The sequence below is a fragment of the Colwellia sp. SU-HH01172 genome (assembly GCF_057553355.1).
On record NZ_BAAJMB010000002.1, the window covers coordinates 267274 to 288688 of the forward strand.

The following is a 21415-nucleotide window of genomic DNA, read 5'->3' on the forward strand; positions in this document are numbered from 1 at the left end:
TTAGTTATTCAAATATTATTTCAAAGGCTTGAGTTTTAACACTAGCGCGGGATCTAATCTCATATTAAACCAATTTATGCGCCAATCTAAGTGTGGTCCGGTTGCTCTTCCGCTTGCTCCTACGGCGGCAACAAGCTGTCCTTTGCTTACATTATCACCAACTTTGACATAAGAATCACTCAAATGCAAAAATGTTGAGCTAACGCCGTGACCATGATCGATGATCATAGTGCCACCAGAATAAAACATATCAGGCACATACATCAGTACGGTTCCGTCTGCCGGCGCTTTAACCGGATCGCCGGTTTTTCCGGCATAGTCTAAACCATAATGTGGTGTTTTAGGCACGCCGTTGTAATAGCGTTGACTACCGTAAACTCCGGTAATTGTGCCTTCAATTGGCGCAATAAAACCTTCAGCAAACGCAGTTAAATCACTGTCTATTTTTCTTGCTGCTCTGATTTTCTTATTATCTTCACCAACCCGAGAAATTGCTTTCTTGTTTGGGTTCATGATTTTTTTCGAGATACCGGTCACTTTCTGAATGTTGTATTCACGTTTCAGCGGCTTTAACAACTGCTTTTCTTGAGAGCCATCGGGTTTAATAATAACTAATTCACTATTATTTTTTTCGTCGCGGCTAAAACCTAGCGCATAATCACCTGCTTTAGAAACTTTAATCGCTTTGCCATTTAACATGACTTGGTTTTCTGGCGCAGTTTTACCAACAATCAGGGCACCTTGAAAAAACTGCTTGGTTAGTTGCTCCTGAGCTGAGACAGTTTGCGAAAGTATTGCAACACCAACAAAAACAGCACTTCTAAAGAAAAACGGCAACTTTTTAACCATTAGCAATAGCTCCTTTTGCGACCCCTTCAAAGGCAATCACTTTGAAGTCATCATTAGGGGACTGTTTTTTAAGTTGCCGAACAATAAAGTCTGCTAACAATTCAACGGTAGAGTCACAATCAACCACGTCCAATATTTTACCTGGTACAGCAATATCAAATCGCCCTTGTGGCGCGAAGTAAGAGAATAATTGGTGATCGGGTGTCAAATTAGCTTTCGCGTCACCTGATAATTCTATATCAGTTAAACTGATGCGATCAGCTTCACTGGCTAAGTAAATGTCTTGCCAGCGTAAACTCCAAACTTCTTCTAATGCTGATGAACGTTGGCCGTTTTTAAATATTTGAATTTTTGAACGGTGGCCATGGGCAATACGCTGACAATTACCATCATGTAATTTTAAGCCATGAGTATAATGGTAATAAGCACCATCGATAACTTCAGCACGTAAATTTAACGTTAAGCCTTGAACGTTTTTCGGTAATTCAGCAAGAATTATCGCGGTTAAATGCTGGGTTACTGACTCTATATCAATAGTTTTAGCGGCAAGTTTTGCAAATGCGCAGGCTGGTGACTGTAAAAAGTAGCCACCTTGCTTAGAATTAAAGTCGACAAATTCATGGCCAGGTCGTTGTGCTGCGTCACTAACCACAATAGAGTCGTCTTGCATGGGTAGCAATAATTTATGATCAACGGCTTCATCAATAATCGCTTTAATTTGCTTTTTAACGACAGCGAAATCAAGCACCATGCTCATTTCGTTAAGACTACCATCAAGCAACACATCAACTATCCAGCTCTCGCCGACTATACCGCGATCAGGGCAACAGTATGAAAAGTCGATAACGGTTAAATCATTTACAAATAACTGCATTGAACGCCCCTACTACTTAACTTGCCAAGCAATGGTGTCGTTGGCACGTATTGGCACAACAACATCATCACCAAATGCTATGGTGGCTGGCACTGACCATTCTTCTTTTACTAAGGTAATTTTGTCGTTGTTTACCGGTAAATTATAAAACTTAGGACCATTTAAGCTGGCAAAAGCTTCAAGCTTATCAAGCGCTCCGGCTTGTTCAAAGGCTTCAGCATAAAGTTCAATAGCGGCATGTGCTGTGTATGAACCTGCGCAGCCACAAGCTGATTCTTTCGCATGTTGAGGATGTGGCGCAGAATCTGTACCTAAAAAGAATTTCTCACTGCCGCTGGTAGCTGCTTCAATTAATGCCTGCTGGTGAATATTACGTTTTAAAATTGGTAAGCAGAAGTAATGTGGGCGAATACCACCAACTAGCATGTCATTTCGATTAAATAATAAATGATGAACAGTAATAGTGGCTGCAACATTAGTACCCGCTTCTTTGACGAAATCGACAGCATTTTTAGTGGTGATATGTTCTAAAACAATTTTTAATGTTGAATACTTTGCGGCTAACGGACGCAAAATGGTATCGATAAACACAGCTTCTCGGTCAAAAATATCGATATCATGATCGGTAACTTCACCATGGATCAACAAGGGCATATTTTCTTCTTCCATTGCTGCCAACACTGGCGCAATGTTGTCAACGCTAGTGACTCCTGAAGATGAATTGGTTGTCGCACCGGCTGGGTAAAGCTTAGCGGCGTAAACGATACCTGAAGCTTTTGCTGTTTTAATATCTTCTGCTGTGGTTTGATCGGTTAAATATAACACCATTAACGGTTGAAATTGCTTACTTGGGTTCGCCGCCATAATGCGTTGATGGTAATCACTTGCCAGTGCAGCATTCGTTACCGGTGGCACTAAGTTAGGCATAACGATAGCGCGGCCAAAGTAACGGCTGATATCAGGTACTGTGGTGGTTAATGAAGCGCCGTCGCGTAAATGTACATGCCAGTCGTCTGGGCGGGTGATGGTTAATGTTGTCATTTTTCTTTCCTAATAAATTCTTTTGTCTTTTTGTTACGCCTCTCGGCATAGCACTTATATCGTATAATTTGTTGCGCAAACAGCGGGGTTAAAACTCACTTTCACTATTTTCGGCGTTTGCTTGCATTGCCGCATTTTCATTGGCTTTGTTAGTTTCCAATAATGCTAATAATTGGTCTTTTAAATTTGGCGGCACTTTAAATATGGTAATGCTTTCGTTTGCTGGGTTATAAACCACGTCTTGGCCAAAGTGGCTACGTTCAAAACTCAAACTTATGCCGTTGCCATACCCAGAATACTTAGTGACTTTGTTAACCACAGCTTGGTCGTGCGGAAACGATTCTTCAATTGGGTAAGACTGTTCTTGGCAGAATTTATAAAAGTCAGAGCCACTTTCTTCTGACTTAATAACATCACCGAGCTCTTGTAAGGAAACGTCTTGAGCTGATTCTTTCTGCTCTTTACAATAGCTCAATAACTCTTTACGCGTTTGTTGTTTTTCATTGGCGTCAAATTGATTAACCGCAACATAGTCTTCAACGGCTTGCACTAAGGTTTGGGTTTGCTCTTTCGAGTTTAAGCCTTCTTCACAACTTAAAAAGTCTAAGAAAAAATCTGATACTTTGCGTCCTGCTCTACCCTTTATAAAGGAAATATAGCGATTACCTTCGGCGTTGTCTTGATAATCAAATAAATCAATACGAGCCGCTAACTGCAACTTATTGGTATCTAAATGCTGATCAGCTGAAATGTTTAGTTCGCCATCTACCGAGTAATGTTCAGAAATTGGAATTATTGCTGCTAATAAATAGCGGCCGCCCATATACTCGTAGTGACAAATAATTAAGTAACCGGTTTCTGCAAGGTCATATTTTTCAATTTCATTTTTTAATAAGTTTGCTGCTTGAGTACTGAATTGGTAAAAACTTTGTACGTCACCTAAATAGCTTTCCATAATGTCAACAAAACGAGCACTGTCGCCTTCAGCAGGCATTGAGGAAAAATGGCCGTATGCTTTGCTACCTTTACTGTTATAAATCTTATGTAGGGCATCAACAAAGTTTTCTATTTTGCTGCTAGCGGCAATGCTTTCAGGCCCTAACCTGAGTACAACTTCACCAGTTTCTTCTTTTTTTGTTAAAAAATGCAGTGCAATGTTCGAAATAATTAAGCTCATAGATAAAGGTCAGTATTATATTGTTCAGGCATTTGATAAACTTATCGCTAGTTTATTCAATTACCAATTAAGTGTTTAAGATGCCTATTGTATCCAAGTATTCCAACGAACGTGTAGAAAAAATTATTCAAGATTTGCATGATGTTCTTGTAAATGAGTCTGCAACCCCTGATCTAGCGCTGATGTGCCTAGGAAATACACTGACAGAAATTATTAATAATAATGTGCCAGAGCAACAACGAGAAGTAATAGTAAACAATTTTACCAGCGCATTAAAACAATCTATACAAAAATCTAAATAAAACGTATAAGTATCACTTATAGTTAACAAGCGACAATTATAAACAATAATAAGAGAATATTACGACGCAATGGTTTCATTTGAATCAAAACCCTATAGTAAGCGCCTATTGCAGCTAATTAGCTGGAGCCACTGGTTCACCTTCTTCAACATTATCGCGGCAATTTTATTATCGTCGATTTATGTATTTAATGAAGCAATGCCGGAAACCTTGCTCGGACAAACTTATTTGGTTACCACATGGCTAAGCCATATGGCCTTTTTAACCTTTATGAGCTTTGTACTGATTTTATTCCCGATCACCATATTATTTCCCCGAACGCGCTTTATTCGGGTTGTCGCTTCCATTGTTTTCACGGTGGAATTATTGCTGCTGTTACTCGACGCTTTTATTTATTCACGTTTGGGCTATCACTTAAATATTTCCTCTAGTGCGCCTATTTTAGAATTGATCAGTAACGAAATTCAGCAAAACAGTCGAATTTTTTGGTTTGTCAGCTTAGTTTTGTGTTTGGTAATTTTATCATTTGAATTACTCGCCTCTAATTATGCATGGAAACACCTAAAAGAATTACAAAAAACCATCTTTGCGCGTTTTATCGTTATTCCTTTAGTTGCCTTTTTCTTCTTTAGTCATATCGTCCATATATGGGCAGATGCGAATTTGGAGTATGATGTTTTACGCCAAGATACCGTGCTGCCATTGTCATACCCTTCTACTGCAAAAACCTTATTAACAAAATATGGTATGTTTGATGAAGTTGATTATATTGCGCGTAGAACGAGCCCATTGGCCTTTACCGATGTCGTACCAACGTACCCAAGTTATCAAGGACAATGTCCAAATGACCAAGCATTAAAACAGTCTGTTTTTATGGTGTTAACGGATCAAACTCTTAATAGCCAACAATTAGATAAAATTAAGCAACGAGCCAAGCAAGGCAAGGTTTCCCTTAACAACCACATTGATAACGCGTTACCAAAAGATGCTTGGTTCAACCTATTTTATAGCTTACCAAGCATTTATAAGGATGCTGTTTTAAAACAAGAAACCACTCCGCTATTATTTCAGATCCTTGATAAGAAAAATTTGGCTAAATCGTTAACCATTATTGGCGAAAGTCATAGCGAGCTAATGTCAAATGAGCCGCTAAACTTGGCGAGTAAATTGTTTCCAAAACCAACGAAATTAGCTGATATTTCGAGTTTAATATTTGCCGATAAACTTAATAGTTATGCTCCTGGCTTGCATGTATTTTATTTTAGTGGCAAAGACAGTTATCAGTTTGAATTGTTCTTAGATGCCTTAATGTCTGCGCAAAACAAAAAGCAGCAAAAAGATGTTTTATGGATAAGCTCGATTGGTAACCCAACAAAAGACACTTCTCTGTCAATCAAACCTGCACTACTAATTTTGTCTGAAGGTAAGAATAGAACCATAGACAAGTTGACCAGCCATATGGACGTACAGCCAACCCTGATTAAACGTTGGTTAGATTGTGGTATTGATGCAAAAACTTATAGTAACGGTGATGATATGAAGCGTTTGAAAAAAGATCGCATCATCGCCAATACCATGGATGATGGTATTGTCGTGTTTAATAAAGATAAATCGATGTTTGTTGATCAAAATGGCAACTTTCAAAGCTATTCAATTCAATTAGCAGCGCCTATTACCGCAAAATCAGACTTTCCATTGATGATAGATGGCGTACATTTTATTAAGCAATTTAGTAACCAAGCGAATAACGCACAATAATTAGTCACTTAGCAATGATTTGTTGGCTTTTTAAAAGCATTTAATTGCATTCAGTTAATAAATCATTAATATAGCCAACGTAAGCTTTTATCCCCATTAAGCTTACGTTTCGGGGTATAGCGCAGCTTGGTAGCGCGTGCGTCTGGGGGACGTGAGGTCGCAAGTTCGAATCTTGCTACTCCGACCATATTATAGAATCAAGACGTCCTAGGGCGTCTTTTTTTATGCCTAAATGCCAGTAAATACAACACATAAAGCAACAATCCACGGTTATCTACGTCCTGTAGAGTATTGTAAAATCCAACATCTAATGTAACACTGCAAGTAACACCACAGCGCACTAGTATTTTCAGTGTTACTATAAAGGTGTGATTAGGCTAAAAGGAAGTGCTACATGGCTAAAATGACAAAACCTCTTACCAATACCGAAGTAAAGCAAGCAAAACCCAAAGATAAAGAATACAGCTTATCTGACGGTGAAGGCTTATCTTTAAGGATTAAGCCAAACGGCTCTAAACTCTGGATTTTTAACTATTATCGCCCCTTCACTAAAAAAAGAGCAAACATTGGCTTTGGGCAATACCCAGCCCTTTCAATAGTTGAGGCTAGGAAATTACGTTTTAATGCTCGCGAATTATTAGCTCGAGACATAGACCCTAAAACCAGAAGAGAAGAAAGAGCTCAAGAAGCAAAAAGCAATCTTGAAAATACTTTTGGTAAGTACGCTGAAAAATGGCGCGATATTAAAACCGCTGAACTTAAAGAGCCCACAATCAGACGAGCTTATCAAACCTTAACCAAGCACGCATTACCCACCCTGAAAGACCTTCCCATTAGCCAAGTGAGGCCCAAACAAGCTTTAGAAATAATGAATCCCATCATTGCAGAGGGAAAACACGAAACAGTTAAAAGACTTTGCGCCTTCATCAACCAAATAATGAGACTAGCTGTTGCTGATGGTTCCATTGAATACAACCCCCTTTCCGATTTAAGTAAATTATTCCCCACAGTTGAAAGAGAGCACTTCAAGACGCTAAAACCAGAACAGCTACCTTACCTATTAAAAGTAATGGCTAACGCTAACATCTCACGCATAACACGCTGCATGTTTGAGTTACAGCTACATACCGCAGTAAGACCTGTTGAGGCGGCAACAGCTCGCTGGGAAGAGTTCAACCTAGAAGAGAGGCAATGGGTCATCCCAGCTGAAAAGATGAAAAAAAATAGAGAGCACATAATACCACTGTCAAAACAAGTTATTGATATACTTGAAATCATGCAGCCCATTAGCTCGCATAGGGAATTCCTATTCCCCAGCGTTAAAAACCCACTCAGCCACGCGAACAGAGAAACAGTCAACACAGCAATGAAGAGAAACGGCCTCAAAGGGCAGATAGTTAGCCACGGGCTAAGAGCTCTCTTCTCAACAACCTGTCACGAACAAGGGCATGACTCAGAAATCATCGAAACAGCGCTTGCGCATTTAGATAAAAATGAAACCAGACGAGCTTACAACCGCTCTAACTACCTTGAACGCAGAAGAGATTTAATGTGCTGGTGGTCTGAGCAAATAGACAAGGCATCAATAGGAAGTCTATCCATCACAAGCATAAAAACTCAAATGTAGCTTGATAGCCAGACCCGAAAAACTAAGGTGCCATAGTGTGATTCAATCACCTTTATTGCAAGCTCAATTAATTGCCAAAGTAGCTGATTGAGATGGGTTATAAGGGGAATAAGCTGTCGCTAAAAGTTTTCCGGCTCATCTTCAGTGGAGGCATCTCCAATCCCACTGGTAAATTCAGATTTATTTTCGTGTATTTTTTCTGTTAAATAATAAAGCCCATATAACGTAGTTAGAAGTAATACATTAAACATAAAGAAATAAATCAATAGAAAAGCAATCTTTAAAAGGTAGACATATTGAGGTGAAATACTTCCTGACCAAAACTCAATACTAGGAGTTAAAGCTAAAACAAAAATACCAAGCAAAACCAAAAAAAAGCCGACGAAAGCCAAATAACCAAACATATAAGATAAAAACTGCCTGCGAGTTAAGCTACTCCCCTTAAGTAGCAAGGGAATACCATCGGTCACTTCGTCCATGCTTTTATTTGGAAATGTAGCAATAGCACCCAAAGCAGCTATAAAAAAACCAGAAATAATTTGAACAAAACCATTAAGTGAACTTATTAGACCCGCCTCACCCAATATCGCAAAAGGCACAGGCAACGAGACATAAGCTATACAAATAAACAAAGAAAACACTAACGGCAAAAATATATCAACCACCCTTTTTTGCTTATGGTCAATAAGTAAGTATTTCAATGGTGAGACGAGCTTACTTAATATATCCATATTATTTCATAGCATTATCGAGTAAAGATTTCATTTTATTTGCCAATTCAACATGAACATTATTTTCACATTGACCTATCTCATTTGTCAGCTCAATCAATTCCGACTTAGTAAACAGGAGGTTAGCGATATCAGCCTCTTTAGTGCTAAACGGTATTGTTCGTTGCTTTTTAATTTGCCTTGTTGTGCTTTCACCTTTATCATTTTTAGTTGTTTCTTCTGCCACAACCTCCGCATACTGGACCCGAACCTCATCAAAATTCTGTTTTACACCAATATTTTTAGCCTTTTTAATAACTTCAATAGCACGATTCCCTGATGGGTTGCCCGTAACTTTTAACCTCATCACCTGCTCTGTCATCAACAACTCTTTATCGTCATCAATATACTTACCATCATTGTGATTAAGCAATGTAATCCCTTGCAATGCACTATTAGCCAATGACTGCTTTAGAGTGGAGCTAGCATGACCGTTAAATACCGCTTTAGGCCTACAGATATTACCTTTTTTATTCTTGGAACCTTGCTTTTTATAGCTTGTCGAGCAGCTCTCGCGAAATAAATACGTTAAAAACTGCTCAAGAATCGACTTAGGAATACCTACGACCTCTTCTATTATAGAGAGGTAAAAGCCCTTTCGCTGCTTTATATTATTTCGACTAAAAATAATATGGCATGCAGCCCCAATCCCTTCATTCTCTTGCTTTTGCTCAACCCGAACCTTTCCTGTCTCTGTATTTGAAAATGCAGGGTCAGTCGCCTTTATATCTGAAACATGAATAAGCACAACAGCATAATCTTTTATAAGCTTAAAGTCCTTTACCCTGACGGTAACTTCTTTATTTCTATACTTATGGACCGCTTTTCCGTTTTTCCATGTCTGCTCTATTTTGGTTAAAACCTCTTCAAACTCAAACGAGGGAGCATCCTCCGGATAAGGCTTAAGGTTAAAATCGTAAAAATAAGCCCAGCGACGTTCTGATGATTGCATTTTACTTCCTATGTATTTATTTTTATTAACTTTAATACTATACCGCAACTTATAGGCTTATTAAATAACAATTAAAGACCACCTTTAAATTTTGGTTGCCACACTTATAGGCACAAGAGTAAAGCACAATTAAGAAGCCCTCTATATCAACCCTCGCATTAAACAGAACATCCATGTTCAACCGTATGTTTACTTGTCTACGTTATCCCCTGCAGTTTGATTTGGGTTAGCTCTGACATATTTAGTACCGTTAACATTAACCGTATGAACGCCATCATGTAGCCCTGCGTCAACTTCACGAACTAATTTTGCTCGTGATACATCACCCCTACCATTGATAGTGTAAGATTGATTTTCACCATTTGAACCGTCCGCATTTCCATTGATACTTTTTGATGTAGCCATATATTCACCTTTTAAAATAGTTAATTTGTCGTGCTTGGCATTACAGTGCAACCTGCAATATCACCTCCTAACACGAATGTAATTATACCACTTCACGCTCAAAAAAAGAACAGTTGAACAGTGTTGTATACAGTATGTATTAAAAAACAGTTAACTGCATACTTAATACTGTGTATTCAATCACCTATAGCCTAGCAATTAAGCCACCTTCAACAAAAGCCCCTTCCTTGCCCTTGGTTATATCAATCACTTTCATATCTTCGCCCTATTACATTTTCAACCCACCGTAAGACTTCGCTCTCCACCCACGCTACAGACCTACCACCAAGAGATACATTATCAGGAAACCTATCTTCAGAAATGTATTGATAGATACGACTGCGACTCAGCCCTGTAATTCGTATGACTTCATTTAGCCTAATTAACCTTTCTTGCATAACCTTCTCCTGTTTTATATTTGCTGGATTCACTCAATAAGATAAGGGTAAATAAGCGTCCACAGAGGTCCTGTGACATCTAGCCTGCATGAGCAAGCCCTTAAAATTTAAATTCAAAATAAAATCAAACCCATATTACTTAAAGGAATAGATACTTAAATCATTATCAGGAGTCACGCCATGAGCGCCCCTCAAACAATAAAATACGCAACCCACAAACCAATGACGACAGAGCAGATATTAGATAAGGCAGCAGAAATACTTGAATGCAAATACGTTAGAGGTAACCCGTACACTAGCAGCCAAGCAACAAAGGACTTCCTTGGTTTCAAATTAGGTAAGTATGAGCGCGAGGTATTTGCAGTCATGCTACTTGATAGCCAGCATAAGCTTATTGATTACCGAGAATTATTCTTTGGAACGATAAATTCAGCCAGCGTTTACCCTAGAGAGGTTGTTAAAGCGGTGCTTGCTGATAATGCCGCAGCAGTTATTTTTACTCATAACCACCCTTCGGGCGAAACAAAGCCATCGCAAGCTGATATAGCAATCACCAATAGATTAAAGGATGCTTTAGCGTTAATTGATGTTCAGGTGCTAGACCATATCATCGTTGGTGATGGTACAACTTCGATGGCAGAGCTTGGCTTACTCTGAACGCAACCCAAAAACATACCTAAGGAGGCTCATTATGGCCGAAGTAGAGGCAATAAAAGACCTAGACAAAGTGAGATTAATAAGTCACCTCTTAGAGGTGAGGTGCTCAAAGCAAATGTCAGACATTTGGAATATAGGGCTAAACCTAGCATTGCGAATATCTGACCTGCTCTCTATTAAATTTACCGACATCAAAGAGGGGCGGCTAATTATATTCGAAGGAAAGACAGGCAAAAGAGCCGAGATAAAGCTAAACAGCAAAGCTCAAATGCTAATTAACGACATACAATTAAGGCATCAAAACCACGTATACCTCTTTCAATCACACAGGAATCAGCAATCCATCAACCAAGAACCAAAACCACTAAATAGGAGGTCTGTCACTAAGGCCTTTATGCTTGTCGGTGAGGAGTTAGGGATAAGGCTAGGCACTCACTCTATGCGCAAGTCTCGTGGATTTCACCTATACAAGAAAACCAACGATATAGCTCGCGTAATGAAGATGCTCAGGCACTCATCAGAAGGCGTCACTTTGAGATACATCGGAATAACCCAAGATGTTATTGACAAGGATTTTGTTGAGCTTGAAATTTAATCACCACTACTTAAGGAGGGAGAGGCCTCCTTAAGTTTTTTTACATATTTATACTTATATATATGAACTACCCAATGATTTCTTAAATGGGGGTTTGGGGGCAAAAAGCCTTTAATAGCGCTTCATGCAATGAAGCAGCATTGCCCTTCCCTAAAACCTATAAAGATTAAATCATCCTGTAGACTCTTAAAGTCTACATTAATGAGACTGAGTAAATAACCTATCTACCACTATCATTATTTTATTTTATTTTATTTTTTCATTAACACCTAACCAACACAATCAACAAGACAGAAATCACAAAAGCAAGGTATGAGTCTCAATTTAATATTATGGGACCTTGCAAAACCTTATATAACAAGGATGTTCAATTATTTTTTTCTTGAGGCAGTCAAAACGGTGTTATAAAGAAAAAAGAGTAGCGATGTTGCGTATATAAACCATTCCTTTTTCGAAAAGAGTTGAATTTCATTTCAAAGATATATTATCCAATAAAAAACGAATTTAGGGTGCTGGCGAAAATTTGCAATTAAACCACCACTACCAACGAAAGTAAGCTATTTCAGATACAAATATCTAAAATAGCCCAACTTTAAATCTGCGTTTAGCCATTACTTGGTTAATAGGTACTCGACCTTATTATCATATCTTCATTCAAGCGTTCCTCATCAGGAGCAAGTTTCGGCCTTAAATCAACGATATGCATTCCCTTGTCTGACACTAGAACACTAACCAGCCCTTCGTGTATCATCCTGTTAAGGGAATTATTTAGAAGAGATTTATCCCTAAGGAGCACAGGGCCACTTTGAAGGATTTTATTTTTGCGAACATAACGCATACCACCCTCGCTTGCGGTATGAAGCCATTCATAAAGAGCGTTATAGGCTAACTGCTCATCAGGCAAGAAGTTAAACACCCTCAAGGATGCGTCTGAAAAATAAAAGGCAAACCTTGCTGCATCTCGCAAAATACCTGCAGTAATAAGGCTACCTTCACCTAGTTCAATATAGGTCAGCAATGCAGCTATTCTGGCTATGTTTTCAGCTAGCTTAGAGCCATGGTCCTGTGCAAAATGAAAGCGTCCTCCCTGCAATAACTGCTCTTCGATATTGTTGAATATCCAAATCCACAAGTCAGATGCTTCGCCATCAAACCTCATAACCGTCCTTTTCTTTATGTCGCCTTCTTTGCGCTCTTTTAACTTCATTAAAATTTCATTAATTCTGCTCAAGTATTCTTGATAGCCAGACTCATCTATTTTTGTTCCTTTAAGGATAAATCTACTCCCTTGTGTAGATTCAGGGCAGCAAGTTATGAATCGCGCCAAAAGGCCTACCCCTTTTGATTCATCCCCTCTTTTTTGTATGAACTTGCTTATTGCCTTTGGTTGCACCATAAGAGAGATGGCAACTCTAGGTTGATTTATAGTAAAACTTTCCCCTTTTACCCTGTTAACGGTGAGTATGTCTCCGTCCCACGCCTTGTTGAGCATCACTAAATTTTGAAAACCTCTACCGTTCACAATTGTTCCGCCCTCACTGGATAACAACGAAGCGTACCCCTCGCCTTTATGTAAATGTTTAATAAAGGCTTCTGGAGAGGTATCCTCTAATATAAACTGAGGTGTTTTAGGCGGCTTAGGCTTTGACTCTAATAACCTTTTAAATTCAGCCTTAAGTTCATCTGTAGGTTTTTTTGCTTTTGTTGATTTTAAGATTTCTTTTTTTATCGAAACTACCTCTAGCTCATGCTCAGTGATTTCAAGCTCAAATATTTCAAGATTTAATTCATAGCGCAGTACCTCCTCCTCTTGGTACTTTAGGATGGTATGCATCAGATAATTACTGATGGCTGTCTTTCGCTCTCCTGAATGAGCAATTCCGAGTATGTAAAGGGATACAGGCCCAACTCCCACCTCGGGCCTCTCTACATCTATAATGCTTTGTAATAATGTTGAGTATGTTGATAAAATCGACGTTAAACCAAGCTCAATTGGTGCTTTCGTCTTTTCGCTCACTGTTTGAGCAAGCTTTCTTGTTAAAGGGCAATTCTCTGGAGGACTTAGCGGCTCTCCGAAACTAGGTATACAAAACTCTCTAAAGTACATCATGTTCTTGCATCCATTTTAAGTTGTACCCAGTCTATAACTTCTTGCTCAAGCCAGCCTTTTGCCCTGAGGCCGATACTTATTGACTTTGGGAATGTCGGGTCATATGTCGGAGATTCTGGATTTAGCATTGCGTATTGTGATGACTTGGACTTTCCAGTCATACGTAAAACTTCTGGTAATCTTATAATTTTCATGATTTATTCCTTATTTATCTAAAACTCTATTTCGGTCTTCGCTGTCTTGCTGAGGACGTTATTAGTTAATCACTAACCCGAAAGCAAAGCCTTAAAAAGCAAATGGGAAATAAGTTGAAAAAACAAGAAACACCAATCAAATCAAAGCTAAATACTAAAGAAGTCGATGAGCTCATGAGGGCTAAGAGTAAACTTAACAGCAGATTGTTTTGGGAATGTGAGTATGCGAGTAGGTATGTTCATAAGTTTCGAATTGCTGATGTAAACTCGTTGCTAGACTCTGTTGACCGAATATATGCTAAGTTCTTTGCGAGAGAAAGCGTCCTAGCAGAAAGCTCAGAAGAGTTTAAAGTTAATATGTATCTGCTAATTTATGCTTGGCACCGCTCTTTTGTAAACGATGGTTTTATTGATATTCGCTTTGAAGAAGACCTCTGCAATTATCAGAGAATTTTAAAGTTACTCACACCTAGCGAGGAGCGCACCATAAGAAAGCTTCATGAAATGTCATATGAGCACGGGGTGTTTATTCTAGAGCTATGTCGCACACCAAGCATAATGAGTGAGTTACTGGATGAGCTGTTAAATAGTGAATTTAAGTTTGATGAACCTTTATTTCTATTACCCAAAAAAGAGGATGCAATACAAGGTATTGAGGTTTCCGCTAAAGGCTTGGATTCAAATATAAAAATCGATTGGGATGTTGCTTTTTACGTAAATGAAGATGATAAAATAAGTCATGTTAAGCAAAAACTTAAAGAGGCATGGGATGCCCCCTCCCAAATAATACTAGGTAATATGAAGAATCATAAGGTTGCATTTTTTATTGAAAGAAAAAAATGTACTATTTCATATGCTGCAAATATCATCAAAATACAAATGGCGGCATTTAAGCAATATGAAAATAAATTACCTGTATCACTCCTGCCTTACCCAGAAGGCGAATACTCAAGAGATATTAAAGAGGCTTCAAAGGCACAAAAGAAGAGCATCACAAGCCTGAATGAAGAAGTGAAAATTTCAGGAAAACAGATAAACAAAAGCTGGAGCAACGTAAAAGGTAATATACGCAGAGCTGTTGGACTGTTAATTTGGGATGCAATGAAGGAAAACGACAGTAGTGCTAGAGAGGAAATTGAAAAGCTATTTGACAGCAAACCAAAAGAATTATTTGAGATGTATTATTCTCGATATAACAGTGATGGTTTTAGCGGCTTAGGGCCAACTAAAGATATTGTAATTAGAGAATTATACGCTGACATTGAGCTCACAGAACTATGCATTCGGGATGCAAAGTTTCACTCTCCATACGACATCAAGAAAAACAAGGGGTAAATTAATGCGTTTTCCTGATATATATTAAAAATATATTTTTATTTTTTTTGATGGTCCACTCAAGACCAGAGAGAGCCTGAACACATGGTAACAATAGAGGTAACAATATTAAGTGGTTTCATAAGGGACTCCTTAATTATAGTGGCTCACAAGGGGTAATTCGAATCTTGCTACTCCGACCATATATTGCAAAAAGCCCAGTATTAGCTGGGCTTTTTGCTGTCTAACCTTTATGGATATATTTAGGTTAAGTTTGCGTAAATAAAGGTAATGTCCAACAAGAAACCGCTTTTTAAGTACAATTTATTGTTTAGATCTGAGATTTTCAATCACCTGAGCGTCCACCCAATATCTTTTTCCTACGTAATTGCGACTTCCATCTTCTTTGACCTTCCATTCTCCCCTAGTAAAAAATAAGTATTTGCCGTCATGTGTCACATGTGGAGAGCTTTCCTGAAGTTCAGTGTTTATTTTTGAGCCCATATTCATTGCGGGTAACCAAGAGCCATCTTTGCGCCTAAAACTGATATAGATATCTGTTTGTCCGTAACCGTCTTCTCGTACTACATCCCAAATTAAATAAGATTCATCTGGTGCGATATAGGGGTGAGCAATGTATTTTCCTTGATTAATCTCAGTACCCAATTTTACTGGCTTTTCATATTTACCGTCTATCAAACGTGAATAGCCAAGATTGCCATGTCCGTTATCTTCTTTTTTAAAAAATGGAAAATAATAGGTTCCATTTGCTGAAACCGACAAACCATGTGCCTGTTCTTTTAGGAACTCTCCTAGTACTTTGGGTTTTGACCAACTTGTGCCGATTCGTTGCCTATATTCCTTTTCCAAATACATTATATTGCCGTCGATAGAGAATTGCGGCCACCTTATATCAGTCTCAGATTCCTGACTCCAACGAATATTTTCATAGCGAATAACAAAAAATGTCCGCTTTTTATATTTGCCATTTTTCCTAGTGAAATAAAACTCCTTCATATCAGGCGAAAACGTACCGCCTTCAAAACGTCCATCTGGAGAAACTATTTTAGGATCAAAAAGTTTAGGTATTAGGCCCGGTGGCTTTTCGCCAAAATAGCGATTTACTTCGGTTGAAGGTTTATCTTTACTATAACTTTTACCACTCAAAGTTATCGTAAAAAATATTAGTACAATTGAAATAGAAATACGGTTCATAACTTATCCTTAATTTGAAATTAACGAGTTAAAACATCAAATTGTGATGGAACAAGTGGTCACCTTAACAAAGCTGATGTAAAAGTCCTGACGCCCTTATGATTTTTAGATGATTTTGTTCTGATAGGTATGTGTGTACTCTTCTCTTTGTCAAAAAGGGCTTCATACGTGTTTGCAAAACGAGTAATTTATTGATTCGATGTTTGGAAATAATAACCAACACTAAGCCAATAACTATAAATATAAGGGTAAAAGAAGGGAATTTAATTTAATGTCAAAATCACTGCTATCAACTCCGTTGTAATTTATAACTCCCTCTGGGTCGAGCATTAATTGCAAAGGTTACAAACAAAAATAAGCCTAAAATCAGAAGCCATCAACAAATCGGTACCCTAATCTTTTCTTCGTATTTTAACAAAGGCTTTACTTCTATTTTCCTAACCAAACGCTCTGTTAAGTGGCAATTTTAGTTGGTTGAAATGTGTGTGGAAAGCGGAACCAGCTAACGGTTAAAAATTTTGCTTGAATGGCTTGTTATATCACTAATCAGCAACTTTCTTCCAGACTTCATACTCTATTCGTTTGCCATCTTCCCATCTAGAACTAAACCATTTGTCACCATCGAATTTATATTTAAATACGTATTTTGTTCCCTTTGGGGAATTGAAAGATGTAAATAAAGGAGCTTCAATATATTCGCTACTTGTATACGTGAAGGTTCCCGCTCCAGAGCTCCAAAATTTATCTCCAGACATAGTAACAAAGCTAAAATGTGTTTGGGTTATTACTTTTAATGAACGTAGATTAAGTGCTCCGTAATCCTTTAAACTACCTTCTTTGTCAATATATTCGCCTGAAATGAGCTCCCACGTTCCAGAAAATAAACTTTCATTGGCATTTACTGAAAAAGATAACAAAAGGACTAAAATGAGAGATAAAATTTTATTCATGCTACAAAACCTTATTGTGATATAAGGCCTCTCTAAGAGGCAAATATAGTTGGTTAAAATAAGCGACCAAGAAGCAAAAACAATTTTTATTTGCCCTTTTGAGTGCCTTGTTTGCCGTTTTATGCAAAAGCACTATGATACTCAATATTGCCGAGTGGCATTTCACCACTCAAGCGTAATGCTTGAAAATATTCTGGCGGTACACCTTTGAAAACTAAACCGTCAAATGCTTTAAAACCGAATTTATTATAGTACTCAGGTTCGCCAAGAAGTACACAACCCTTAGCGTTTAATGCCTTAATAGCTTCCAAACCCGAACGTATCAGTTTAGAGCCTATACCTTGATGCTGATATTCGGGCTTCACTGAAACAGGCGCTAATCCATACCATTGAATAAATTCATTATTTATTTTAACTTTAGAAAAAGCGATATGACCAACAATAGTATGATTAATTATTGCAACTAGTGATACCGCAAGAGCATCATTATCACGTAGTTTAGTGACAATATTATGCTCAGTTTGATTACTATGTGGATGGTTTCTGAAAGCTTCAATTATGATATTTTCAATTTCATTAATGTCATCACTACTTTCCGATCTAATATTTATAATCTGATTCATATGCTCCCCCCTAAGAAACGGCTTATATCCCACTTGAACAGCTTGCTATATGGTACTTACCACATACCTTTGAATAATGTTATTTTGCTCTGAAAATTCAGACATCAACTTACCACCATTAGCAATGATCATTGCAGAAGATGCTAAATTGTCTTTATAGCAATGAATATGAACAATATTTACACCTATCGAGTTCAGTTTTTTAATGGATTCCGCCATTAAAAAACTACCAATACCTTTACCTCGAAATGATGGGCGAATACCCAACCCAATATGCCCACCACAAAACTCTATTTCTTTATTTAAATAATGCCGAAGGTTGGTCACCCCTACAATTTCATTATTTTTAATAAGCCAAAATGTTGAACTTGAAACCATATTTTCAGGAACACTTGAACCATTAGCGAATCCATCTAATTTTTTTAAAAGACCAGCAAAATCTTTGTATTCAAAATCTAGAGGAAAAGGATAACGTTCCTCATCACCTAATTCTTTAATATAGGAGATATAACTATCTTGATATTCAACTGTAGGTAATATTAATTTCATAAACTCGATAGCCATATAACACCCTGTTAAGGGGCTGAAAATAGTTTGCTAAAGTGTGTAGCGAAACGGAACCGAGCAAACTGTTAGCAGTCCCTACTTAATTGGCTTGTTGGCTTGTTAGCTGTATTTTCTGATAAACGACTTTCTAATTAAGCTATAAATAAAAAAGTCACCTGCCAAGTGTACAATCACAGCTCCTATAGAACCAATGCCTCGTGAGCTTGAGAACACTTTTATAAAGCTGTCACCGTTATGAGTCAAACTACTATTGATACTTTCTAACGCAACTTCGAATAAAAAGTACTCATTATAAATGGCTGATAAATTAACTGCAGCAAACATAAAAAATAAAATTGTAACTGAACGCTGTTTATCTGCATCCCACTCAATTTTTGAAGAGAATAACCAGCCCAAAAATACAGCACATGCAGTCACATAAAAATTCCAAAGAAAATCAATTTGCTCACTGATTGTCAGTGCAACATTTACAATTTCATAATCCGTCATAAAAACTCCATAATTGAGATACAGCTAACGCCCCAATAAGAGGCGAATTGTAGTTGGCGAAAATGTGAAGCGAAGCGGAACCAGCCAACTGTTATTTGTCCCGCTTGAGCAGCTTATTATATTTATTTTTTTCTTGCATCACTGATATGCTTTTTTAAAGATTCTACTTGCGCTTCACAAGATTTTCTTTGATCTCCTGTCATATCAGAACATTTTTCAGATGAATCAGTATCAACTGCTGTCGCTACTACTGAAGCTAGGCATACGATAGCCAATGGGCTATTTGGACTGCAACCAGGTAACCTGTTGTCAGGTTTAGAACTACAGCCACTTAACCCAATAATTAACAATAAAAGAAATAGTTTAATAAATGACATATCCGTATACACCTATAAATGTAACGCCTCATTAAGAGGCAAAAAAATAGTTGGTTAAAATCAGCGACGCAGGAGCAAAAGCCAACTGTAATTTGTCCTGATTAATTTGCTTGTTAGGTACTATTCTTGCCCCCAAAACCTTTAAATACAGTACACAAAGCTATCACAAGGCAACTAGCATGAATTAACACAACCACATAAAAACCTATAGGTTCTGAATTCAGATGCAGAACATGATCATTTTTGGAGTAAATTACACCATATTTATATGCATTAATTAATTGCCATGAAAAAAAAGGAATACAAAGAAATGCTAAAAAACGTTTAAAGTAAGTTTTATCTTTTTCATTAACAAGTTTCTGAGGTTCAGGTTCCTTCTCTGGGATTATTTCTCGCTTTTGTATTTCATTTAACAGCAAATCATATCGTTCAGGATAAAGCTCACTATCAATGTTATTTTGGACATCATATAACTCTACAAGAGTATATTTCGTATAGTCTGGATTCATTCACCTATCCGTTGTAGTACCTAACGCCCATTTAAGGGGCTGATAATATGTGAAGCGAAGCGGAACCGAGCCAAACTTTAACAGTCCCGCTTGAACAGCTTGTTATGTTTTTACGCTCTTAGTAATAAACCAGGCGTTAAACAGTGGGATAAACACTAAACAGATCGGTTGCCCGAATAGTTTATAAAACGTCCATATTTCATTGTCAGCTATTTGATTAACTATGTAGCCAATTATTACTAACGCTACAAAAAGGGATATATTCATAATGTTAAACCAACACCAAACCTTATTGGGTAGACCTAGTCTTCTACCTAAAAATACATAAGGCAAACCTTTATTTTGAAATAACGTAATTGTAATAAAAAATACCGCTATGATTCCCCAAAAAACTGAAGGTAATAAACCAGAATTATTGACTAGATTTAATAAATTCAGTTGCTCACTCAAAACGGTAACAAAAAGCAATGACATGGAAATTGAAAGTAAATATCGCCAGTACATTCCCCACAAATTAATTTCCACAATTTGATATAAACTCAAAAGTTCAATAAAAACATAACGCCGCTATTAAACGGCATAAAATAGTTGGCTATAATTTGTGAGGCACGAACAAAGCCAACTGTTTTTTGTCCGATTGAATGCCCTTGTTATTTGATGGTAGTGGAAACCTACCAACGATAACAAGAACTTTTACAAAACTGGCAGCCCGACCGTAGAAACCCAAAGTGCCCAGCACCACGACACACTAAACAGTAAATTTTGAGCCACCCTACAAAAACCATTGAAGCGAACGCTGCCAACCTCAATGGACAAATGAGGATGAACTTCGCTAGTTAACACCAAAAAGATAATGGCGAAAACTCATGAACCACACACCAAACCTATATTAAAACACCGCTTTTACAAATAAAATTTATCTTGATTTCGTGGTGCCAAATAACGCCCTAATAATGGGCAAAAAATTGTTGGCTAAAATGTTGAGGAACGAAAACAGCCAACTGTTTTTTGTCCTTATTAATTAGCTTGTTATGTTGCATTTTCACTCAACAAACTAATGCACTCTTTGTAAGTGGTGACAACGGTAGCAATAGGCAAATACGCTTCCACTTTTGAACCGTTATCTAATTGGCAATTAAAGTAAATTTGATTGCCAATTAATTTAGCACGAGCTATTACGTCATCCGTAGTTGGCCCATGATCAAAAAACACATAATCACGATGGATTAAACCACTTTCAATATCTTCTAGTTCACGCTCAAGAGAGTGTACAAAAGTTGGTAAGTAGGCTGAATTATCAAAGTAAGTGATTAATACAGAGTTCAGCCAAATATCGACCACTTGCAATGTCGAAGACTGTTTTTCACCAATTGAGAATGCTAACTCATCTCGCGAACCAATATCCATACTTTCCTTGCAACATAACGCCCTGTTAAGGGGCAAATTGTAGTTGGCTAAAATGTGAAGCGAAGCGGAACCAGCCAACTGTTATTTGTCCCGCTTGAACAGCTTGTTATATTTATTTTTAGCTATCAGTTTTATTAGAAACGTGAATGCTAAATGTATTAAATTTATTGCTGTTAATAACCCTACATTGAATACCAATTGTGACTGGAATCCAGA

24 protein-coding genes and 1 tRNA gene are annotated in these 21415 nt (G+C 37.6%); 7 read left to right on the forward strand and 18 right to left on the reverse strand.

What is annotated here, in order from left to right:
- Window positions 1-15: 15 nt before the first annotated feature.
- The 4 genes from AC27JP_RS08265 to yejK form a co-directional block, all read right to left on the reverse strand.
- Window positions 16-849, reverse strand: a complete 834-nt coding sequence (locus AC27JP_RS08265) for a M23 family metallopeptidase (RefSeq protein ID WP_487113920.1) — start codon at window positions 847-849, stop codon at window positions 16-18.
- The gene (locus AC27JP_RS08270) at window positions 842-1723 is read right to left on the reverse strand and encodes a 6-carboxytetrahydropterin synthase (RefSeq protein WP_487113922.1); all 882 of its coding nucleotides are present in this window, start codon (window positions 1721-1723) and stop codon (window positions 842-844) included. The genes AC27JP_RS08265 and AC27JP_RS08270 overlap by 8 nt, the downstream gene beginning before the upstream one ends.
- A 12-nt stretch (window positions 1724-1735) precedes the next feature.
- Complete coding sequence (pyrC, locus tag AC27JP_RS08275; RefSeq protein ID WP_487113924.1) at window positions 1736-2764, reverse strand: dihydroorotase; 1029 nt, start codon at window positions 2762-2764, stop codon at window positions 1736-1738.
- Between the two features lie 88 nt (window positions 2765-2852).
- Entirely contained in the window at window positions 2853-3941 is a 1089-nt protein-coding gene (gene yejK, locus AC27JP_RS08280; RefSeq protein WP_487113926.1) for a nucleoid-associated protein YejK, read from the reverse strand.
- 80 nt (window positions 3942-4021) lie between these two features.
- Between yejK and AC27JP_RS08285 the strand changes: the two genes are divergently transcribed.
- The 4 genes from AC27JP_RS08285 to AC27JP_RS08300 all read left to right on the forward strand — a co-directional run bounded on the left by AC27JP_RS08285 (window position 4022) and on the right by AC27JP_RS08300 (window position 7628).
- On the forward strand, window positions 4022-4243 hold the full coding sequence (locus AC27JP_RS08285; protein WP_487113927.1) for a YejL family protein: 222 nt from the start codon (window positions 4022-4024) through the stop codon (window positions 4241-4243).
- Window positions 4244-4312: 69 nt separating this feature from the next.
- Window positions 4313-6001 (forward strand): DUF3413 domain-containing protein, encoded by a 1689-nt coding sequence (locus tag AC27JP_RS08290; protein WP_487113929.1) that lies wholly within the window; start codon window positions 4313-4315, stop codon window positions 5999-6001.
- A 110-nt stretch (window positions 6002-6111) separates the two neighbouring features.
- Window positions 6112-6188: transfer RNA gene (locus AC27JP_RS08295), tRNA-Pro, on the forward strand.
- Between the two features lie 207 nt (window positions 6189-6395).
- Complete coding sequence (locus tag AC27JP_RS08300) at window positions 6396-7628, forward strand: integrase domain-containing protein (protein ID WP_487113931.1); 1233 nt, start codon at window positions 6396-6398, stop codon at window positions 7626-7628.
- Window positions 7629-7747: 119 nt separating this feature from the next.
- On the opposite strand, the gene AC27JP_RS08305 is transcribed toward AC27JP_RS08300, so the two are convergent.
- The 4 genes from AC27JP_RS08305 to AC27JP_RS08320 all read right to left on the reverse strand — a co-directional run bounded on the left by AC27JP_RS08305 (window position 7748) and on the right by AC27JP_RS08320 (window position 10192).
- Entirely contained in the window at window positions 7748-8359 is a 612-nt protein-coding gene (locus tag AC27JP_RS08305) for a hypothetical protein (protein ID WP_487113933.1), read from the reverse strand.
- A gap of 1 nt (window position 8360) precedes the next feature.
- Window positions 8361-9350: a hypothetical protein gene (locus tag AC27JP_RS08310; protein WP_487113935.1), complete on the reverse strand. Its 990-nt coding sequence runs from the start codon at window positions 9348-9350 to the stop codon at window positions 8361-8363.
- A gap of 189 nt (window positions 9351-9539) precedes the next feature.
- A complete protein-coding gene (locus tag AC27JP_RS08315) occupies window positions 9540-9755 on the reverse strand; it encodes a DUF3892 domain-containing protein (protein WP_487113937.1) in 216 nt (71 codons plus the stop codon).
- Between the two features lie 242 nt (window positions 9756-9997).
- Entirely contained in the window at window positions 9998-10192 is a 195-nt protein-coding gene (locus tag AC27JP_RS08320) for a helix-turn-helix transcriptional regulator (protein WP_487113939.1), read from the reverse strand.
- A 180-nt stretch (window positions 10193-10372) separates the two neighbouring features.
- Between AC27JP_RS08320 and radC the strand changes: the two genes are divergently transcribed.
- Window positions 10373-10849, forward strand: coding sequence for a RadC family protein (gene radC / locus AC27JP_RS08325; protein ID WP_487113940.1), 477 nt, complete (start codon window positions 10373-10375; stop codon window positions 10847-10849).
- 34 nt (window positions 10850-10883) lie between these two features.
- On the forward strand, window positions 10884-11444 hold the full coding sequence (locus AC27JP_RS08330) for a tyrosine-type recombinase/integrase (RefSeq protein ID WP_487113942.1): 561 nt from the start codon (window positions 10884-10886) through the stop codon (window positions 11442-11444).
- Window positions 11445-12063: 619 nt separating this feature from the next.
- On the opposite strand, the gene AC27JP_RS08335 is transcribed toward AC27JP_RS08330, so the two are convergent.
- Entirely contained in the window at window positions 12064-13554 is a 1491-nt protein-coding gene (locus tag AC27JP_RS08335) for a YfjI family protein (RefSeq protein WP_487113944.1), read from the reverse strand.
- Complete coding sequence (locus AC27JP_RS08340; RefSeq protein WP_487113946.1) at window positions 13551-13748, reverse strand: helix-turn-helix transcriptional regulator; 198 nt, start codon at window positions 13746-13748, stop codon at window positions 13551-13553. Before AC27JP_RS08340 ends, AC27JP_RS08335 begins: the two co-directional genes overlap by 4 nt.
- Before the next feature lie 114 nt (window positions 13749-13862).
- Here AC27JP_RS08340 and AC27JP_RS08345 point away from each other — a divergent pair, with 114 nt between their 5' ends.
- Window positions 13863-15083 (forward strand): hypothetical protein, encoded by a 1221-nt coding sequence (locus AC27JP_RS08345; protein ID WP_487113948.1) that lies wholly within the window; start codon window positions 13863-13865, stop codon window positions 15081-15083.
- Between the two features lie 303 nt (window positions 15084-15386).
- Here AC27JP_RS08345 and AC27JP_RS08350 read toward each other — a convergent pair whose 3' ends face one another.
- The 8 genes from AC27JP_RS08350 to AC27JP_RS08385 all read right to left on the reverse strand — a co-directional run bounded on the left by AC27JP_RS08350 (window position 15387) and on the right by AC27JP_RS08385 (window position 21199).
- Window positions 15387-16277, reverse strand: a complete 891-nt coding sequence (locus tag AC27JP_RS08350; RefSeq protein WP_487113950.1) for a hypothetical protein — start codon at window positions 16275-16277, stop codon at window positions 15387-15389.
- A 542-nt stretch (window positions 16278-16819) separates the two neighbouring features.
- Complete coding sequence (locus AC27JP_RS08355) at window positions 16820-17227, reverse strand: hypothetical protein (protein ID WP_487113952.1); 408 nt, start codon at window positions 17225-17227, stop codon at window positions 16820-16822.
- 119 nt (window positions 17228-17346) lie between these two features.
- Entirely contained in the window at window positions 17347-17850 is a 504-nt protein-coding gene (locus AC27JP_RS08360; protein ID WP_487113953.1) for a GNAT family N-acetyltransferase, read from the reverse strand.
- Window positions 17851-17895: 45 nt separating this feature from the next.
- Window positions 17896-18414, reverse strand: coding sequence for a GNAT family N-acetyltransferase (locus AC27JP_RS08365; protein WP_487113955.1), 519 nt, complete (start codon window positions 18412-18414; stop codon window positions 17896-17898).
- A gap of 102 nt (window positions 18415-18516) precedes the next feature.
- On the reverse strand, window positions 18517-18906 hold the full coding sequence (locus AC27JP_RS08370) for a hypothetical protein (protein WP_487113957.1): 390 nt from the start codon (window positions 18904-18906) through the stop codon (window positions 18517-18519).
- A 122-nt stretch (window positions 18907-19028) separates the two neighbouring features.
- Entirely contained in the window at window positions 19029-19283 is a 255-nt protein-coding gene (locus AC27JP_RS08375) for a hypothetical protein (protein WP_487113959.1), read from the reverse strand.
- Between the two features lie 113 nt (window positions 19284-19396).
- Entirely contained in the window at window positions 19397-19792 is a 396-nt protein-coding gene (locus AC27JP_RS08380) for a hypothetical protein (protein ID WP_487113961.1), read from the reverse strand.
- Window positions 19793-20821: 1029 nt separating this feature from the next.
- The gene (locus AC27JP_RS08385) at window positions 20822-21199 is read right to left on the reverse strand and encodes a hypothetical protein (protein WP_487113963.1); all 378 of its coding nucleotides are present in this window, start codon (window positions 21197-21199) and stop codon (window positions 20822-20824) included.
- Window positions 21200-21415 lie beyond the last annotated feature (216 nt).

Excerpts from the sequence above, each read along its gene's own strand:
- AC27JP_RS08375 (WP_487113959.1), bottom strand. The coding sequence starts at position 19,283 with ATGTCATTTATTAAACTATTTCTTTTATTGTTAATTATTGGGTTAAGT.
- AC27JP_RS08310 (WP_487113935.1), bottom strand. The coding sequence starts at position 9,350 with ATGCAATCATCAGAACGTCGCTGGGCTTATTTTTACGATTTTAACCTT.
- AC27JP_RS08270 (WP_487113922.1), bottom strand. The coding sequence starts at position 1,723 with ATGCAGTTATTTGTAAATGATTTAACCGTTATCGACTTTTCATACTGT.
- AC27JP_RS08285 (WP_487113927.1), top strand. The coding sequence starts at position 4,022 with ATGCCTATTGTATCCAAGTATTCCAACGAACGTGTAGAAAAAATTATT.
- AC27JP_RS08385 (WP_487113963.1), bottom strand. The coding sequence starts at position 21,199 with ATGGATATTGGTTCGCGAGATGAGTTAGCATTCTCAATTGGTGAAAAA.
- AC27JP_RS08315 (WP_487113937.1), bottom strand. The coding sequence starts at position 9,755 with ATGGCTACATCAAAAAGTATCAATGGAAATGCGGACGGTTCAAATGGT.
- AC27JP_RS08355 (WP_487113952.1), bottom strand. The coding sequence starts at position 17,227 with ATGAATAAAATTTTATCTCTCATTTTAGTCCTTTTGTTATCTTTTTCA.
- AC27JP_RS08320 (WP_487113939.1), bottom strand. The coding sequence starts at position 10,192 with ATGCAAGAAAGGTTAATTAGGCTAAATGAAGTCATACGAATTACAGGG.
- yejK (WP_487113926.1), bottom strand. The coding sequence starts at position 3,941 with ATGAGCTTAATTATTTCGAACATTGCACTGCATTTTTTAACAAAAAAA.
- AC27JP_RS08300 (WP_487113931.1), top strand. The coding sequence starts at position 6,396 with ATGGCTAAAATGACAAAACCTCTTACCAATACCGAAGTAAAGCAAGCA.
- AC27JP_RS08370 (WP_487113957.1), bottom strand. The coding sequence starts at position 18,906 with ATGACGGATTATGAAATTGTAAATGTTGCACTGACAATCAGTGAGCAA.
- AC27JP_RS08305 (WP_487113933.1), bottom strand. The coding sequence starts at position 8,359 with ATGGATATATTAAGTAAGCTCGTCTCACCATTGAAATACTTACTTATT.
- AC27JP_RS08380 (WP_487113961.1), bottom strand. The coding sequence starts at position 19,792 with ATGAATCCAGACTATACGAAATATACTCTTGTAGAGTTATATGATGTC.
- radC (WP_487113940.1), top strand. The coding sequence starts at position 10,373 with ATGAGCGCCCCTCAAACAATAAAATACGCAACCCACAAACCAATGACG.
- AC27JP_RS08265 (WP_487113920.1), bottom strand. The coding sequence starts at position 849 with ATGGTTAAAAAGTTGCCGTTTTTCTTTAGAAGTGCTGTTTTTGTTGGT.
- AC27JP_RS08365 (WP_487113955.1), bottom strand. The coding sequence starts at position 18,414 with ATGGCTATCGAGTTTATGAAATTAATATTACCTACAGTTGAATATCAA.
- AC27JP_RS08360 (WP_487113953.1), bottom strand. The coding sequence starts at position 17,850 with ATGAATCAGATTATAAATATTAGATCGGAAAGTAGTGATGACATTAAT.
- AC27JP_RS08330 (WP_487113942.1), top strand. The coding sequence starts at position 10,884 with ATGGCCGAAGTAGAGGCAATAAAAGACCTAGACAAAGTGAGATTAATA.
- AC27JP_RS08340 (WP_487113946.1), bottom strand. The coding sequence starts at position 13,748 with ATGAAAATTATAAGATTACCAGAAGTTTTACGTATGACTGGAAAGTCC.
- AC27JP_RS08350 (WP_487113950.1), bottom strand. The coding sequence starts at position 16,277 with ATGAACCGTATTTCTATTTCAATTGTACTAATATTTTTTACGATAACT.
- pyrC (WP_487113924.1), bottom strand. The coding sequence starts at position 2,764 with ATGACAACATTAACCATCACCCGCCCAGACGACTGGCATGTACATTTA.
- AC27JP_RS08290 (WP_487113929.1), top strand. The coding sequence starts at position 4,313 with ATGGTTTCATTTGAATCAAAACCCTATAGTAAGCGCCTATTGCAGCTA.
- AC27JP_RS08335 (WP_487113944.1), bottom strand. The coding sequence starts at position 13,554 with ATGATGTACTTTAGAGAGTTTTGTATACCTAGTTTCGGAGAGCCGCTA.